Source organism: Glaciihabitans sp. dw_435, from assembly GCF_018449675.1.
In the GTDB taxonomy this organism is placed as follows: Bacteria; Actinomycetota; Actinomycetes; order Actinomycetales; family Microbacteriaceae; genus Glaciihabitans.
The window spans coordinates 1-14,897 of the sequence record NZ_JAAVUZ010000033.1; the positions used below are offsets into that span (position 1 = coordinate 1).

Sequence of the window (14,897 nt, forward strand, 5' to 3'; positions counted from 1 at the left end):
GTGCGCCGAACTCGCCCGGAATGGCGAAATCGCCTCCGCGACGGCGCCGAACCGGCCCGGATTAGCGCGAGAACTCGCCGCCGGCTGCCGAACTCGCCCGGAATCAGGCAACGGCAGCGGCAGCCATGCGGCATCACAGCCGAATAGGTCGTCCTGCCTGCCGCGGCGCAACGAATAGGGGGTTTTCCATCAGGGCACGACGCACACGACTACAGCGGCGCGACCGCTGCCCAGTCGACGGTCAATTCGCCCAACTTCCAGCGTGCGCGTGAGCCCCGCACGGGCCATCCGGCCGCCTTCATTCCCTCGACGGAGGCCATCCAGCGCTGCGACGGGCCGTAGGTCGACAGCGGCGCGTGCACCGCCCACTGCCGGTCGAGCGCCAGTAGGAACTCGTGGATGCGCTCACCCGGCACGTTGCGGTGGATCAGCACCTTCGGCAGCCGCTCGGCGACGATCGAAGGCTTGTCGAGGTCGGCCAGACGCAGGCTGACAGTGAACGCCTGGGGGCCATCGGCCGTGACATCCACCCAGCTGCACACACGCCCGACCTCATTGCAGGTGCCCTCGATGAGAACGCCCCCGGGTTGCAGGCGGGCGACCATGCGGTCCCATGCTGCCGCGACTTCGGACTCGTCGTACTGACGAAGGACATTGAAGGCGCGGATGACCGTGGGCCGGCGCCCGTCCCTCAGGGGGATCTCAAATCCGCCCACCCGAAAACTCACCCCGGGGATTGCCGACAGCGAGGCGACGCGTACCCGCTCCGGCTCGATCTCGATCCCGATGACCTCGACGTCGGGGCGCACCCGCGCCAGCCGGGAATACAGCTCGAGCGGGGTGGTCGCGCTCGCTCCGTAGCCGAGGTCGACGACCAGGGGATCGGTCGCGCGACGGAGCGCGGGAAGAGTGGCGATCCAGCGGTCGACACGGCGGAGGCGGTTCGTGCCCGTTGTTCCCCGCGTTACCCGCCCTTCCGCCATGGTTCAAGTATCCCAAGGTGGGAGGGTCGCCCCGCGTCGATAAGCTGGGGACATGACTTACACGCTCATTTTGCTGCGCCACGGCAACTCGGACTGGAACCAGAAGAACCTCTTTACCGGCTGGGTGGACGTTCGCCTCAGCGAGCAGGGAGTGACCGAGGCCAAGCGCGCCGGCGAGCTGCTTGCCGCGTCGGGCCTGAAGCCCGAGATCCTGTATACGAGCGTGCTCACCCGCGCGATCCAGACCGCCAACCTCGCGTTGGAGGTGGCCGACCGCCTGTGGATCCCGGTCAAGCGCAGCTGGCGTCTCAATGAGCGTCACTACGGAGCCCTGCAGGGTCTCGACAAGGCCGAGACGCTCGAGAAGTTCGGACCGGAGAAGTTCCAGGAGTGGCGCCGCAGCTTCGACGTGCCGCCGCCCGTGCTGGACGACGACGCCGAGTACAGCCAGGTGCACGACGAGCGCTACGCCGACCTTCCCGACGCCGACCTTCCCCGCACCGAGTCGCTCAAGCTGGTCATCGACCGCATGCTGCCCTACTGGGAGTCCGACATTACCGTCGACCTCGCCGCCGGCAAGACCGTGCTGGTCACCGCGCACGGCAACTCGCTGCGCGCGCTCGTGAAGCTGCTCGACGGCATCAGCGACAACGACATCTCGGAGCTCAACATCCCCACCGGCATCCCGCTGGTCTACGAGCTCGACGAGAACTTCGTGCCCGTGAAGCCCGCCGCGTACCTCGACCCCGAGGCCGCCGCAGCGGGAGCCGCCGCGGTCGCGAACCAGGGCAAGAAGTAACACGGCACCGCCGGTGGTGAGCCGCCAGTACTAGGGGAGGAGTTCGGCCAGCTCCGGCAGGAGTTGGCCGAAGTCCACCGCCACACGCGTGTTCACGTGCACGACCGGCCACAGCCCGAGGGGCGCGGCGTCGGCGGGTGACGCGGGTGCGGAAGCGTGGATCGGATGCCTCGGGCGGCCCTCAGCGCGCACGCGCGCCTCATCCGCGGGCAGGTCGCACCACACCTCGACCAGGCGCAGCGCGCCGGTGACGGCGGCCCCGCGCAGGGCGATCTCGCGGTCAGCGATCTCCGCATCGATCACGATCCCGTCGGGCACAGCTTTTCCGAGCGCCCAGATGGTGCTCATCGCGAGCGCATCGAGCGCGGCCCGGTCTGCGGTGGTGCCCGCAATGTCGGCGAGATCCTCGAGCACCGCGTCTTTCGCCAGCACGGGACATCCGAGCACCGCAGCAAGCTTTTCGGCGAGGTCGGACTTTCCCGATCCGTGAATGCCATTGACGAGAATCGCGACTGTTGCCATGTGCCCAGTGTTTCAGGCTTTGGCCGGTAGCCGCACCTGGTTACAGCTCTGCTGCGACCCATTCGCCGGTGGCGAGGTACTGCACCTTCTTGGAGATGGAGACCGCGTGGTCCGCGAAGCGCTCGTGGTAGCGGGAAGCGAGGGTCGCGTCGACAGTGTCGACGGCGGCGCCCTTCCAGGTCTCACCGAGCACCTTGTCGAAGACGCTGAGGTGCAGCGCGTCGATCTGGTCGTCGTCGTTGCGGATCTCTTCGGCCAGGCGCACGTCTTCGGTGCGCAGCAGCTCGACGAGCTTGCGGGAGATGGCAACGTCGAGGGAGCCAAGCTCCGCGAAGGTGCTGCGCAGGCTCTTCGGAACGACCTTGTCCGGGAAGCGGTAGCGGGCGAGCTGAGCGATGTGCTCGGCCATGTCGCCCATGCGCTCGAGCGACGCGGAGATACGCAGGGCGCTGACGACAATGCGCAGGTCGCGGGCGACCGGCTGCTGGCGCGCGAGGATGTTGATGGCGAGCTCGTCGAGCTCGAGGGCCGCGGTGTCGATCTTGTCGTCATCGGCGATGACAGTCTCGGCGAGGGAGACGTTGGACTCGTTAAAAGCGCGCGTGGCGTTCTCAATGGAGATGGAGACGAGGCTCGCAATCTCTACGAGCCGTTCCTGCACCTCTTGCAGTTCCTGCTGGAATACTTCGCGCATCGTGGGGGTCCTTTCGCCGCGAGAATAGAGTCCCGCACAGATGAGGCCACACTGCCTTCGTCGGGTAAACAGCCGGTGGACTGTTCCTGAACAGTAGGGAAAGTGCCCCGGCCATTTGTGCTCTTCAGTCGGGTGGTGCCTCAAGTACTAACTAATCTAGTGGCATGGACTCCGCCCTGCTGGTGCCGTTGTCGCTGGCCTTCGGTGTGCTAGTGGGTGCGGGCATCGTTGTGATCGTCGTTGCTGCTGCGCGCCGCGGTCACGAAGCGGCGTCCGTCGCGAGTCCCACCGTTCCGGACGGCATCGACCAGGTTCTGGACGTTCTCGAATCCGCCGGTGTTGTTCTCGATCCGTCGAACACGGTGCTCAAGGCGTCGCCGGGAGCGCTGGCCTTTGGCCTCGTCTGGAACCAGGCGCTGGTGCATCCCGAGCTTGTCGCCCTTGTCGACAGGGTGCGCCGCAGCGGCGAGCCTGCCTCCGAGGAGATCACGCTTTCGCGCGGTCCGTTCGGGGACGCCAGCATGCACTTCTTCGTGCGGGTCGCCCGACTCGGCGCCCGCTACATTCTTCTCCTCGCCGAAGACCGCACCGAGACCTACCGCCTCGATGATGTGCGCCGCGACTTCATCGCCAACATCAGTCACGAACTGAAGACACCGATCGGCGCGGTCGGACTGCTGGCTGAGGCGTTGGAGAGCGCGTCGGATGAACCGGAGCAGGTGCGTCGCTTCGCCAAGCGCCTGACCAAGGAGGCCGAGCGTCTCGGCCGCATCACGCAGGAGATCATCGAGCTCTCCCGGCTGCAGGCCGCCGACGCCCTTGCCAAGCCCGAGCTCGTCGCCATGGATCACGTCGTGGCGATGGCAATCGACCAGAACCGCGTGGCCGCCGACGCCAACCGCATCAACATCGTCAGCGGCGGCGACAAGGGGGCAACGGTCTACGGTGACGAGCCCCTGCTCGCCGTTGCCCTGCACAACCTCATTGCGAACGCCATCCAGTATTCTCCGAAGGGTTCGCGGATAGGCGTCGGAGTGAACAACTCCAACGGCATCGTGGAGCTTGCCGTCACCGATCAGGGCGTTGGCATTCCCGAAGAAGAACTCGATCGTGTTTTCGAACGTTTTTTCCGGGTCGATCCCGCTCGGAGCCGCCACACCGGCGGCTCGGGGCTCGGCCTGAGCATCGTCAAGCATGTGGCCCAGAACCACGGTGGCGATGTGCGCGTCTGGTCGCAGCCCGGTAGCGGGTCGACCTTCACCATCCGATTGCCGGAGGCATCACCCGCCACCGCAGCCAGCCTGGGAGTAGAACAGTGACCCGCATTCTTATTGTCGAAGACGAGCCGTCCCTCAGCGAGCCCCTCGCGTTCCTGCTGGGACGCGAGGGATATGAGACCACCATCGTCGCCGATGGTGTCAGCGCCGTGGCGGAGTTCGACCGCAACGGAACCGACCTGGTGCTGCTCGACCTGATGCTCCCCGGCATGTCCGGAACCGAGGTGTGCCGCGAAATCCGCTCGCGCTCGGTCGTCCCCATCATCATGCTGACCGCCAAGGACAGCGAAGTCGACATCGTGGTTGGGCTCGAGCTCGGCGCCGACGACTACGTCACCAAGCCCTACTCGACCCGCGAGCTGCTCGCCCGCATCCGCGCGGTGCTGCGCCGTCGCACCGAGGATGACGAGGCCAAGGAGATCATCCTCGAGGCCGGCTCCGTGCGCATGGATGTCGAGCGCCACGCCGTGTCCGTCGGCGGCAAGGACACCCCGATGCCGCTCAAGGAGTTCGAGCTGCTCGAACTGCTGCTGCGCAACTCCGGCCGCGTGCTCACCCGCGGCCAGTTGATCGACCGGGTCTGGGGTGCCGACTACTTCGGTGACACCAAGACCCTCGACGTGCACATCAAGCGCATCCGCTCCAAGATCGAGAAGACCCCGTCGGATCCGACCATGCTTGTCACCGTCCGCGGCCTCGGCTACCGCTTCGAGGCCTAGCCACGCGCCGCCATCCCCGCACCGTGCAGACGCCGGAGAGCGGATGACCCGCCGCAACGCAAAAGCCCCGTCCGACCGAAGTCGTGCGGGGCTTTCGTGGCTCTGGTGGACCGAAGTGATTAGCCGGTGACGGGGCCGGCGGTGGCCGTCGGCTTGGACGTCGGAACCACGGTCGGCGTTGGCGTAACCGTCGGCAGCAGCGTCGAGTAACCGGGAAGCGAGTTGTCGAGCACCGGGACGAGCATCGTCTGGCCGGTCTCGCTGCCGTACTGGATGAAGACGGGGAGAAGACCGCCGAGCTTGGCGTCGACGTTCTCGAGCACCATGTTCGGGGCGCCGTTGCCGTTACCGAACGAGATGGTCTCGCCGGCCTCGATCGTCACCAGCTGGTCGCTGGGCTTCTCGGTGGTCGAGTCGAAGTTGTACTGAACCTTGACGACCTGAGTCTCGGTGCCCGAGTTGATCATGACCATGACCAGGTTGACGTTGGTTCCGTCGGCGGTCACGGCGAAGGCGTTGCGCACTTCGATGTCGCCCACGGTGGTGCTGATTCCGTCGCTGGCGTCATACGCCAGCTGGGTCGAAATGGGGCTGAAGAATGTGCACCCTGTCGACGCGAGCATCAGCCCGGTCGCCAGAACCACGGATGCAGCAATACGTGCTCTCACGGGACCCTCCAGAACCAACAAATCTTTCGACAGCTTAGCCTAGCGAGACGGCGGGTTGGCGCTAGGTAAGGCAAGCCTTAGAAGAAGGCCCCTGTGGTAAACTTGACCGGTTCGAAGGGATCCCCATCCATGCTTTTTGAGGTCGGCGAAACTGTCGTTTATCCGCATCATGGCGCTGCGACCATTATCGAAATGAAGCAGCGGATCATCCGCGGTGAAGAGAAGTTGTACCTCAAGCTCAAGGTGGCCCAGGGCGATCTGATCATCGAGGTTCCCGCCGAGAACGTCGACCTCGTCGGCGTCCGTGACGTCATCGGCCAGGAGGGACTCGACCGCGTGTTCAGCGTTCTCCGCGCACAGTTCACCGAAGAGCCGACTAACTGGTCGCGGCGCTACAAGGCGAACGTCGAAAAGCTGGCCTCCGGCGACGTGATCAAGGTCTCCGAGGTGGTGCGCGACCTCTGGCGCCGCGAACAAGACCGCGGCCTGTCTGCCGGAGAGAAGAGCATGCTCGCCAAGGCGCGCCAGATCCTCGTGTCCGAACTTGCCCTCGCAGAAAAGACCGACGAGGAGCAGGCGTCAAACGTCCTCGATGAGGTACTCGCTTCCTAGCGGGAGCGGGTTCCCCGTGCAAGACTTCTCCGCCACGTCCTCCGTCGACGCCGTCGACCCGTCCGACGACGTCACTGTCGCCGTCATCGTGGTCGCCGCCGGCAGCGGCACGCGCCTCGGCCAGCCTCTGCCCAAAGCCTTCGTCGACGTCGGCGGACGCACCGTGCTGGCCCGCGCCCTCGACTCCATCTTCCAGCTGCCCGAGCAGGTGCAGGTCATCGTGGTGGCTCCGGTTGAACTCCTCGATGAGGCGCGGATCATGGGGGCGGATGCCGCGGGCGTGGCTCATGCCTCGGTCACCGTTGTCCCGGGCGGAGCGACGCGGCAGGCATCCGTCGCCGCCGGTCTTGCCGTGCTCGCCCCATCCGTCGAGACAGTCCTCGTGCACGACTCGGCGCGCGCGCTCACGCCGCACACCCAGTTCGCTGCGGTCATCGACGCCGTCCGCACCACCGCGGCGGGAGTCATCCCCGGCCTCGCGGTCTCCGACACCATCAAGCGCGTCGCCGACGGCATCGCCGTGGAGACCGTCGACCGCTCCCAGCTCACCGCGGTGCAGACGCCGCAGGGCTTCCCGCGCGTCGAGCTTGTTGCCGCCTACGCCGCGGCCGAGATCGAGTACACCGACGACGCGGCGCTGTTCTCGGCGGCGGGTCTGACCGTTTCCGTCATCGCCGGCGACCCGCTCGCCTTCAAGATCACGACCCCCTGGGACCTGCGGCGGGCCGGCAGCCTCGTGGCGCCGGGGGCGCAGCCCGAGGCATCCACTCACCGCCGCGGCGCGAGCCTTGGCCTGCGCACCGGCATCGGTATCGACGTGCACGGCTACGACCCGAACGAGCCGCTCTGGCTCGGCGGGCTGTACTGGCCCAACGAGGTCGGGCTCGCCGGGCACAGCGACGGTGACGTCGTGATGCACGCCATCTGCGACGCACTGCTGTCGGCCGCGGGCCTCGGTGACATCGGTGGACGCTTCGGCACCGCCGACCCGCGCTTCGAGAACGCGCACGGCGAGGTGTTCCTGCGTGAGACGCTCGCCCTCGTGCGCGGCGACGGACTCGACATCGAGAACATCGCTGTGCAGGTCATCGGCAACACGCCCCGCTTGTCACCCCGGCGCATCGAGATCGAGCAGCACCTCACCTCCGCGGTGGGTGCGCCCGTCAGCGTGTCGGCGACGACCTCCGACGGCCTCGGATTCACTGGTCGCGGCGAGGGAATCTCCGCCATCGCGACCGCGCTTTTGCGTGCATAACGCTGTCGCTCCGGTGCAGTAACAAGCCGGAACGGGGCATCCGCGCCGCTAAACTCGGCAGGTGACTATCCGGCTTTATGACACCAAGGCGCAGGCCCTCGCGGACTTCGTCCCTCTTGTTGACGGCAAAGTCGGCATCTACGTATGTGGTCCGACGGTGCAGTCGTCCCCCCACATCGGACACCTGCGCTCCGCGCTCGTCTACGACATCTGGCGCCGCTGGCTGAGCTACCGCGGATTCGCCGTGACCCTCGTGCGCAATGTCACGGACATCGATGACAAGATCCTCGCGAACGCGGCGGGCGGGGCATCCAGTATCTCCGCGACCGAGCAGTGGTGGGCGCTCGCCTACCGCTACGAGCTCGAGTTCACCGCTGGCTACCAGCGACTTGGCATCCTCGCGCCCACCTACGAGCCCCGTGCCACCGCGAGCGTTGGCGAAATGCAGGCGCTGATCACGCGGCTCATTGAGCGTGGGCATGCCTATGCTGCGGCGGATGACTCGGGCGACGTGTACTTCGACACCGCGAGCTGGCCCGCCTACGGCGAACTGACGCACCAGAAACCGGCCGATATGGTCGCCGCCGCCGATTCCGACCCGCGGGGCAAGCGCGACCCCCGCGACTTCGCGCTCTGGAAGGGCACCAAGCAGGGCGAGCCCGACTCGGCGTCCTGGCCGTCCGTGTGGGGTGGCGGTCGTCCCGGCTGGCACATCGAGTGCTCGGCCATGGCCGCGCGCTACCTCGGCCCGCAGTTCGACATCCACGGCGGTGGACTCGACCTGCGCTTCCCGCACCACGAGAACGAGATCGCCCAGTCGAACGCCGCCGGTGACCCTTTTGCCAACTACTGGGTGCACAACGGATTGGTCAACGTGAACGGGCAGAAGATGTCCAAGTCACTGGGAAACTCGATCTTCGCGTCGGAGTTTCTCGACCTCGCCAGGCCCCTCGTGGTGAGGTATTACCTCGGAGCCGCGCATTATCGGTCCACCGTCGACTATCATGACGGAGCACTCGTTGAGGCTGAGGCCGCTCTCGAGCGCATTGAGGTTTTCCTGTCGCGCGTCGACCGTCGTCTGGCGGGAACGCGTTTCGCCGGCAGTGGAGCTCCCGTAATACCCGAGGAATTCGCCGCTGCGATGGACGACGACCTCGCGGTTCCGCAGGCGCTCGCGGTGCTGCACGAACGTGTGCGCACTGGCAACGCGGCCCTCGATGACGAAGATCTTGCCCTCGCCGCTCAGACGCGCGGCGAAGTACTAGCCATGACCGAGGTGCTGGGGATCAACCCGCTCTCGCCGGAATGGCACGAAAGCGCGGATGACTCCGCGAATCGTGCACTGGGGTTGCTCGTAGAGCAGCTCCTCGAAGACCGAGACAAGGCCCGCCAGACCCGGGACTTCGCCGCGGCAGACCGTATCCGCGGTGCACTCACTGCGGCAGGAATTTCGATCGAAGACACACCGTCTGGATCACATTGGAGCATTGAACAGTGAAGAACGTTTCAGGAGAACGCAAGGGCCGTCCCGGCGCCGTGCGCCAGGGAACCAACAAGGGCAAGCAGGTCGGCTCCGGCGGCCAGGGCCGCCAGGCACTCGAGGGCAAGAAGCCGACCCCCAAGGCCGAAGACCGTCCGTACCACCCCGCGGGAAAGCGCAAGGCAGCAAACGAGCGCTTCGAGGCGGCCGGTGGACGCAAGCCCTCCCGCTCGTCCGACGGTGCACCGCAGCAGCCGCGCCAGCAGCGCCAGGAAGGCAGCCGCGCCAAGCCGCTCGACGAGACCGAGGTCGTGACCGGCCGTAACTCCGTGCTCGAGGCTCTGCGCGCCAAGATCCCGGCGACCGCGTTGTACGTTGCCACGCGCATCGAATACGACGACCGCGTGAAAGAAGTTCTCAAGCTGGCGACCAGCCGTGGCATCCCGGTTCTCGAAGTCATGCGTCCGGAGCTTGATCGCCTCGCCGGCTTCGACTCCGTGCACCAGGGCCTCGCGCTCAAGGTGCCGCCGTACGAGTACGCGCACCCGATGGAACTGCTGGACCTCACGATCAGCCGTGGCAAGAAGCCGCTGTTCGTCGCGCTGGACGGCATCACCGATCCGCGTAACCTCGGTGCGATCATCCGCTCCGTTGCCGCGTTCGGTGGCGACGGCGTGATCCTGCCGCAGCGTCGCTCGGTCGGACTGACCGCGTCCGCGTGGAAGACCTCCGCCGGCGCCGCTGCCCGCACCCCCGTGGCGATGGCGTCGAACCTCACCGCCACGCTCAAGGCACTCAAGCAGCGCGGAGTGTTCGTGCTCGGCCTGGACGGCGACGGCGACATGCAGCTGCCCAACCTGACGCTCGCCAACGAGCCCGTCGTGCTGGTCATCGGCAGCGAGGGTAAGGGCCTGTCCCGCCTCGTCGCCGAGACGTGTGACGCGATCGTGTCGATTCCGATCAACGCGGCAACCGAGTCGCTCAACGCCGGTATCGCTGCCAGCGTCGCGCTCTACGAAATCTCGAAGCTGCGCGCGCAGGCCAAGAAGTAGCACCAGTACCACCGGCCGGCGGGAGACACCGCGGCCGGAGGGAGAACGACGCAGGCGGCGGGAGTTACGACTCCCGCCGCCTGTTACGTTCTCCCGCCGAAGCCTGCGTTAACTCCCGCCACCCGGAAACCCGGGGCACGGGTGCGCCGCGCCGGTTAGACCTTCAGGCGCCAGTCGTCCTCGTCGACGATGCCGAGGGGGAGGGTGATCGCGCCGGTGGGCGGATCGATGACCGTCGCCTCGTCGCGACGGTGGCGCAGCACCTCGTCCACGTAGGAGTTCAGCGCTTCGGCCAGGGGTACGTCGCGCTTCTCGTTCTGCGACATGTACCAGCGGTGGTCGAGCAGCTGGTGGAACACTTCTGCCGGCTCGAGACGTCCCTTGAGATCCTTCGGGATGGCGCGGATGACGGGTTCGAACACCCGCGCGAGCCACTCGTGGGCCACCATCTCCTCGTCGAGGCTCTGCTTGTCGAACGCGGCCGTGTACGAGTCGAGGTCGTTGAGCAGGCGCCGGGCCTGGTTTTCCTGGGCATCGAGTCCGGTGAGCCGGAGCAGGCGGCGCTGGTGATGGCCGGCATCGACAACCTTCGGCTGGATCCGAACCTGGGTGCCCGTGTCATCCGTTTTGATGGCGAGCTCTTCGATGTCGAAGCCGAGGTTGTTGAGACGCTCGACGCGCTGGTTGATGCGCCAGCGCTCGGACTGGTCAAACTCTTCCGAGCCGGTGAGCTCCTTCCAGAGCGTGCGATACGCGGCAACGATGCCGTTGCTGATCTCGACGGGCTCGAAGTCCTCGTCGAGTCGGCCGCCGGCCTGCAGATCGAGCAGCTCGCCGGCGATGTTGACGCGCGCGATTTCGAGGTCGTTCTCGCGCTGGCCGTTGGAGAGGCCGTCGTAGAGCTGACCGGTCTCGGCGTCGACGAGGTAGGCGGCGAACGCGCCGGCGTCGCGACGGAACAGGGTGTTCGACAGCGAGACGTCGCCCCAGAAGAAGCCCACGATGTGCAGGCGTACCAGCAGGACGGCGAGGGCGTCGACGAGGCGGGTCGCCGTGTCGGGACGCAGGCTCTGCGAGTAGAGGGCGCGGTAGGGGAGGGAAAACTTGAGGTGACGGGTGACGAGCACCGACTCGAGCGGCTCACCGGTGAGGGTGCTGCGGTTGGTGATCACCGCGACCGGGTCGACGCAGGGGATCTCCATGCGCTGCAGGGTGCGCAGCATCTCGTACTCGCGGCGGGCAAACTCCGCGGAGGTTTCCTTAATGGCGACGACGTACCCGCTCAGGTGCGCAAAGCGCACGAGGTGCCGCGAGATTCCCTTGGGCAGCGCGGCGATCGCGTCATCGGGCCAGGATTCGAGGGGAAGGTTCCAGGGCAGGTCGAGAAGCGCGGGATCGGCGATCGCCGCGGTGATATTGAGAGAGCCAGCCATTGTCGTTCAACCTTCTTGGGTGTTAAGACGAATGAGCCTGTCACCCGCGATACGGGTGGCAGGCTCATCCACAACTTACGAGTTACGCGATGACAGCTTCGCCCACGCGAGCACCGGACTCGATGTCGAACAGGTGAAGGTGGCCTTCCTTCGGGGTGACGAAGACCTTGTCACCGGCGTTCGGGTGCGCACGGCCGTCGACACGGACACACAGGTCGACGCGGCTACCCGCGACGTCCGCGTGACCGTACAGGTTGCCGTCTGCACCGAGCTCCTCGATGACGTCGACCTCAACGGGGAGGCCGTCGCCGGAGGTGGTGACGGTGACGTCTTCCGGGCGGATTCCGACGGTGACTGACTTCTGGTTGATGCCGGCGAGGGTTGCGCGGTCGATACGGACTGCGTGGTTGCCGAACATCACGCCCTCGTCGGTCAGGTCTGCCTGGAAGAGGTTCATCGCGGGGGAGCCGATGAAGCCGGCGACGAACACGTTGTTCGGGCGCTCGTACAGGTCGCGGGGCGATCCGACCTGCTGCAGAACGCCGTCCTTCAGAACGGCGATACGGTCACCCATGGTGAGCGCCTCGGTCTGGTCGTGGGTGACGTAGACGGTGGTGACACCGAGACGACGCTGCAGCGATGCGATCTGCGTACGCGTCTGAACGCGCAGCTTGGCGTCGAGGTTCGACAGCGGCTCGTCCATGAGGAAGACCTGGGGCTGGCGAACGATCGCGCGGCCCATGGCGACGCGCTGACGCTGTCCACCGGAGAGCGCCTTCGGCTTGCGGCCGAGGTAGGGCTCAAGGTCAAGAAGCTTTGCGGCCTCGAGAACGCGGGTGGCACGCTCGTCCTTGTTGACGCCGGCGATCTTCAGGGCGAAGCCCATGTTCTCGGCGACCGTCATGTGCGGGTACAGCGCGTAGTTCTGGAAGACCATCGCGATGTCGCGGTCCTTCGGGGGAACGTCGGTGACGTTGCGGTCCCCGATGAGGATGCTGCCTTCGTTGACCTCTTCGAGGCCGGCGAGCATTCGAAGCGACGTGGACTTACCGCAACCGGACGGTCCAACGAGGACGAGGAACTCGCCATCGGCGACCGAAAGGTCAAGAGCGTCTACTGCAGGACGGGTGGAACCCGGGTACAGACGCGTCGCTTTGTCAAAAGTTACAGATGCCATTGTTAAATTGCTCCTTCACCGGCAGGTACGTGCCGGACGATCCGAGTGAATGGATGGTGGCGTGAGCCACCACGGGTCATTATGTCACCCGGGGTGGGGGTGATGCCAGCGCGGGCACCCAAGTAGTGGCAGAGTGGCTCAGGCAACGTTTGGACGTTTCCCAGACTGTGCTCTTAGTATGCTTTCGGCGCCTTACCCAGTGGTGGCGACCCAAACGACTTTCTTTCGGCATTCGATTGCCACCATTGTGAGTGAGGCTAGATGACGTACGGCGGTGCCGACGAAGGCAACCTCAGCCAGAGCCGCGAGGCGGCTCGACAGAAGTCAAAGGCGCTTCGACACCAGCACAAGAAGCGGGAACGCGGTCGCCGCTACCTTCTTCGCGGCAGCATCATCATCGTTTCTCTCGCTGTGATCGCTGTGGTGACGCTCGTGATCATCAACACGGTTCGCCCCGCAGGACCTGGTCCGCGCAACATGCTCAGCGACGGCATCAAGATCGGCAAGAACTACGCCGTGACCCCCACGGCCGCGCTCGCCGCGGACGCGACTCCCGTGCCCAACAAGCTGGCCACCGGTTCCGACGTCGTGGACATCCAGATTTACACCGACTACTACTGCCCCTTCTGCAAGGCGTTCGAGGCGACCAACAGCGACCAGATGGAATCGTGGCTCAACCACGGCTCCGCCACCGTGGAGATCCACCCCATCTCGGTGCTGAACCCGAACTCACAGGGCACCCAGTACTCCACACGCTCGGCCAACGCCGCGGCCTGCGTGGCCAACTACTCCCCGAAGTCGTACTGGGAGGTCAACAAGGCCTTGCTCGCCAAGCAGCCGAAGGTGCGTACCGCCGGGCTCTCCGACGACCAACTGATCGCGATCCTCAACGACACGGGAGTGTCCAACGACGACAAGATCGCCCAGTGCGTGCGCGACCAGACGTTCAAGAGATGGGTGCAGGCGGCAACGCTCCGCGCTCTCGAGGGACCCATCCCCAACTCCACCGAAACGGTGGGCGGCCCGCCGACCATCCTCGTCAACGGAGTGAAGTACAAGGGCGGGGTAGAAGACGCGGACGCGTTCGCGACCTTCGTGCTGCAGGCCGCCGGACAGACGTTCAGCGAGCAGGCAACGGCAACTCCGACGCCCACGCCGACCGCGACACCGACACCGACGCGCAAGCCAACCGCTACCTCGACTGCCACCCCCAAGGCGTAACCGGATGACCTCGGTTCCCGTCGTCACCATTTCCGGTGCCTCGGGCCAGATCGCCTACGACATCGCCTTTGCCGTGGCCGCCGGTGCCCTGCTGGGCAGGCGCACCCCACTGCGCCTGCGACTGCTGTCGACACCGCGCTCGACCTCCAGGGTGGAGGGACTGGCGCTCGAGCTCGAGGACACGATCTTCCCGATGTTGCACAGCGTCGATGTGTTCGATGACGCCACCGCGGCCTTCGACGGAACCGACATCGCGTTCCTGGTGGCCTCCGGAAAACTGACGCCGGGTACGAACCGCCTCGGCTTCCTGGAGAGCGCCGTCCCCATTGCCGCCGAGCACGGTGCCGCGCTGAACGCGGGGGCGGCCGACGACATTCGCGCCGTGGTGGTGAGCAACCCCGTGAACACCACGGTTGGTCTGATGTCGGCCGCGGCACGGGACATCCCGCGCTCCCGCTTCAGCGGCCTCTCCCGTCTCGACCACAACCGCGCCGTCGCTGCGTTCAGTCGGCACTACCGGGTACCGACCGAGGACGTGACGCGGATGGCGGTGTGGGGTAACCACTCCGACACCCAGTACGCGGACGCGTCTAACGTGCGGGTGGCGGGAACTCCCGTGGTGCACGACGCCGCCTGGACGGACGAGGCGTTCGCGACCGAGGTGGCCCGCCGCGGGCACGTCGTGCGCGATCTGCGCGGTCCGTCCGTGGCATCCGCTGCGCTATCGGCCGTCGGTCACATGCGGGACTGGGTCGGGGGAACACCTGCCGATGACTGGGCGTCCGCCGCCGTCTTCTCTGACGGCTCCTACGGCATTCCTGAGGGGCTGGTGAGCTCGTTCCCCGTCACGTCCACCGGGGGCGACTGGGAGATCGTGCAGGGCCTGTCGCTGACGGACGAGGCGACGACGCAGATCGGGCTGTCGGTCGACGAGCTGCAGCACGAGTGGAAACTGGCCGGCGGCATCGGCCGGTAAAACGCGACGCTTCTTTGTGGCCGCCTAGC

At 66.2% G+C, this 14,897-nt stretch carries 15 protein-coding genes; 9 read left to right on the forward strand and 6 right to left on the reverse strand.

All coding sequences use genetic code 11. The features are described from left to right. Positions 1 to 209: 209 nt before the first annotated feature. Positions 210 to 983, reverse strand: a complete 774-nt coding sequence (locus HB677_RS17940; protein WP_213817109.1) for a class I SAM-dependent methyltransferase — start codon at positions 981 to 983, stop codon at positions 210 to 212. Between the two features lie 52 nt (positions 984 to 1,035). Between HB677_RS17940 and HB677_RS17945 the strand changes: the two genes are divergently transcribed. Then, positions 1,036 to 1,782: a phosphoglyceromutase gene (locus HB677_RS17945; RefSeq protein ID WP_213817110.1), complete on the forward strand. Its 747-nt coding sequence runs from the start codon at positions 1,036 to 1,038 to the stop codon at positions 1,780 to 1,782. A 30-nt stretch (positions 1,783 to 1,812) separates the two neighbouring features. On the opposite strand, the gene HB677_RS17950 is transcribed toward HB677_RS17945, so the two are convergent. Next, positions 1,813 to 2,304, reverse strand: a complete 492-nt coding sequence (locus HB677_RS17950; protein WP_213817111.1) for an AAA family ATPase — start codon at positions 2,302 to 2,304, stop codon at positions 1,813 to 1,815. Between the two features lie 40 nt (positions 2,305 to 2,344). Next, a complete protein-coding gene (phoU, locus tag HB677_RS17955; protein WP_213817112.1) occupies positions 2,345 to 2,998 on the reverse strand; it encodes a phosphate signaling complex protein PhoU in 654 nt (217 codons plus the stop codon). A 164-nt stretch (positions 2,999 to 3,162) separates the two neighbouring features. Here phoU and HB677_RS17960 point away from each other — a divergent pair, with 164 nt between their 5' ends. Together HB677_RS17960 and HB677_RS17965 are read left to right on the forward strand one after the other, a co-directional pair. Continuing rightward, positions 3,163 to 4,317 (forward strand): cell wall metabolism sensor histidine kinase WalK, encoded by a 1,155-nt coding sequence (locus tag HB677_RS17960; RefSeq protein ID WP_213817113.1) that lies wholly within the window; start codon positions 3,163 to 3,165, stop codon positions 4,315 to 4,317. Further along, positions 4,314 to 4,994 (forward strand): response regulator transcription factor, encoded by a 681-nt coding sequence (locus HB677_RS17965; RefSeq protein ID WP_213817114.1) that lies wholly within the window; start codon positions 4,314 to 4,316, stop codon positions 4,992 to 4,994. The genes HB677_RS17960 and HB677_RS17965 overlap by 4 nt, the downstream gene beginning before the upstream one ends. Positions 4,995 to 5,113: 119 nt before the next feature. Here the strand turns inward: HB677_RS17965 and HB677_RS17970 are convergent, their stop codons facing one another. Next, complete coding sequence (locus HB677_RS17970; RefSeq protein ID WP_213817115.1) at positions 5,114 to 5,662, reverse strand: hypothetical protein; 549 nt, start codon at positions 5,660 to 5,662, stop codon at positions 5,114 to 5,116. A 129-nt stretch (positions 5,663 to 5,791) separates the two neighbouring features. Here HB677_RS17970 and HB677_RS17975 point away from each other — a divergent pair, with 129 nt between their 5' ends. The 4 genes from HB677_RS17975 (at position 5,792) to rlmB (ending at position 10,061) form a co-directional block, all read left to right on the forward strand. Then, complete coding sequence (locus HB677_RS17975) at positions 5,792 to 6,274, forward strand: CarD family transcriptional regulator (RefSeq protein ID WP_213817116.1); 483 nt, start codon at positions 5,792 to 5,794, stop codon at positions 6,272 to 6,274. A gap of 16 nt (positions 6,275 to 6,290) precedes the next feature. After that, complete coding sequence (gene ispD / locus HB677_RS17980; RefSeq protein ID WP_307852641.1) at positions 6,291 to 7,529, forward strand: 2-C-methyl-D-erythritol 4-phosphate cytidylyltransferase; 1,239 nt, start codon at positions 6,291 to 6,293, stop codon at positions 7,527 to 7,529. A gap of 61 nt (positions 7,530 to 7,590) precedes the next feature. Next, entirely contained in the window at positions 7,591 to 9,027 is a 1,437-nt protein-coding gene (gene cysS / locus HB677_RS17985; protein ID WP_213817118.1) for a cysteine--tRNA ligase, read from the forward strand. Beyond that, the gene (gene rlmB, locus HB677_RS17990) at positions 9,024 to 10,061 is read left to right on the forward strand and encodes a 23S rRNA (guanosine(2251)-2'-O)-methyltransferase RlmB (protein WP_213817119.1); all 1,038 of its coding nucleotides are present in this window, start codon (positions 9,024 to 9,026) and stop codon (positions 10,059 to 10,061) included. The genes cysS and rlmB overlap by 4 nt, the downstream gene beginning before the upstream one ends. A gap of 155 nt (positions 10,062 to 10,216) precedes the next feature. Here the strand turns inward: rlmB and HB677_RS17995 are convergent, their stop codons facing one another. Both HB677_RS17995 and HB677_RS18000 read right to left on the reverse strand, forming a co-directional pair. Beyond that, the gene (locus HB677_RS17995; RefSeq protein ID WP_213817120.1) at positions 10,217 to 11,494 is read right to left on the reverse strand and encodes a DUF4032 domain-containing protein; all 1,278 of its coding nucleotides are present in this window, start codon (positions 11,492 to 11,494) and stop codon (positions 10,217 to 10,219) included. A gap of 82 nt (positions 11,495 to 11,576) precedes the next feature. Next, a complete protein-coding gene (locus HB677_RS18000; RefSeq protein WP_213817121.1) occupies positions 11,577 to 12,671 on the reverse strand; it encodes an ABC transporter ATP-binding protein in 1,095 nt (364 codons plus the stop codon). Between the two features lie 261 nt (positions 12,672 to 12,932). On the opposite strand from HB677_RS18000, the gene HB677_RS18005 reads away from it, so the two are divergent. After that, positions 12,933 to 13,892, forward strand: a complete 960-nt coding sequence (locus tag HB677_RS18005) for a thioredoxin domain-containing protein (RefSeq protein WP_213817122.1) — start codon at positions 12,933 to 12,935, stop codon at positions 13,890 to 13,892. 4 nt (positions 13,893 to 13,896) lie between these two features. Then, positions 13,897 to 14,868 (forward strand): malate dehydrogenase, encoded by a 972-nt coding sequence (locus HB677_RS18010; protein WP_213817123.1) that lies wholly within the window; start codon positions 13,897 to 13,899, stop codon positions 14,866 to 14,868. Positions 14,869 to 14,897 lie beyond the last annotated feature (29 nt).

Coding starts and splice junctions, on each gene's coding strand:
- HB677_RS17940 (WP_213817109.1), bottom strand. CDS start 983: ATGGCGGAAGGGCGGGTAACGCGGGGAACAACGGGCACGAACCGCCTC.
- HB677_RS17945 (WP_213817110.1), top strand. CDS start 1,036: ATGACTTACACGCTCATTTTGCTGCGCCACGGCAACTCGGACTGGAAC.
- HB677_RS17950 (WP_213817111.1), bottom strand. CDS start 2,304: ATGGCAACAGTCGCGATTCTCGTCAATGGCATTCACGGATCGGGAAAG.
- phoU (WP_213817112.1), bottom strand. CDS start 2,998: ATGCGCGAAGTATTCCAGCAGGAACTGCAAGAGGTGCAGGAACGGCTC.
- HB677_RS17960 (WP_213817113.1), top strand. CDS start 3,163: ATGGACTCCGCCCTGCTGGTGCCGTTGTCGCTGGCCTTCGGTGTGCTA.
- HB677_RS17975 (WP_213817116.1), top strand. CDS start 5,792: ATGCTTTTTGAGGTCGGCGAAACTGTCGTTTATCCGCATCATGGCGCT.
- HB677_RS17995 (WP_213817120.1), bottom strand. CDS start 11,494: ATGGCTGGCTCTCTCAATATCACCGCGGCGATCGCCGATCCCGCGCTT.
- HB677_RS18000 (WP_213817121.1), bottom strand. CDS start 12,671: ATGGCATCTGTAACTTTTGACAAAGCGACGCGTCTGTACCCGGGTTCC.
- HB677_RS18005 (WP_213817122.1), top strand. CDS start 12,933: ATGACGTACGGCGGTGCCGACGAAGGCAACCTCAGCCAGAGCCGCGAG.
- HB677_RS18010 (WP_213817123.1), top strand. CDS start 13,897: ATGACCTCGGTTCCCGTCGTCACCATTTCCGGTGCCTCGGGCCAGATC.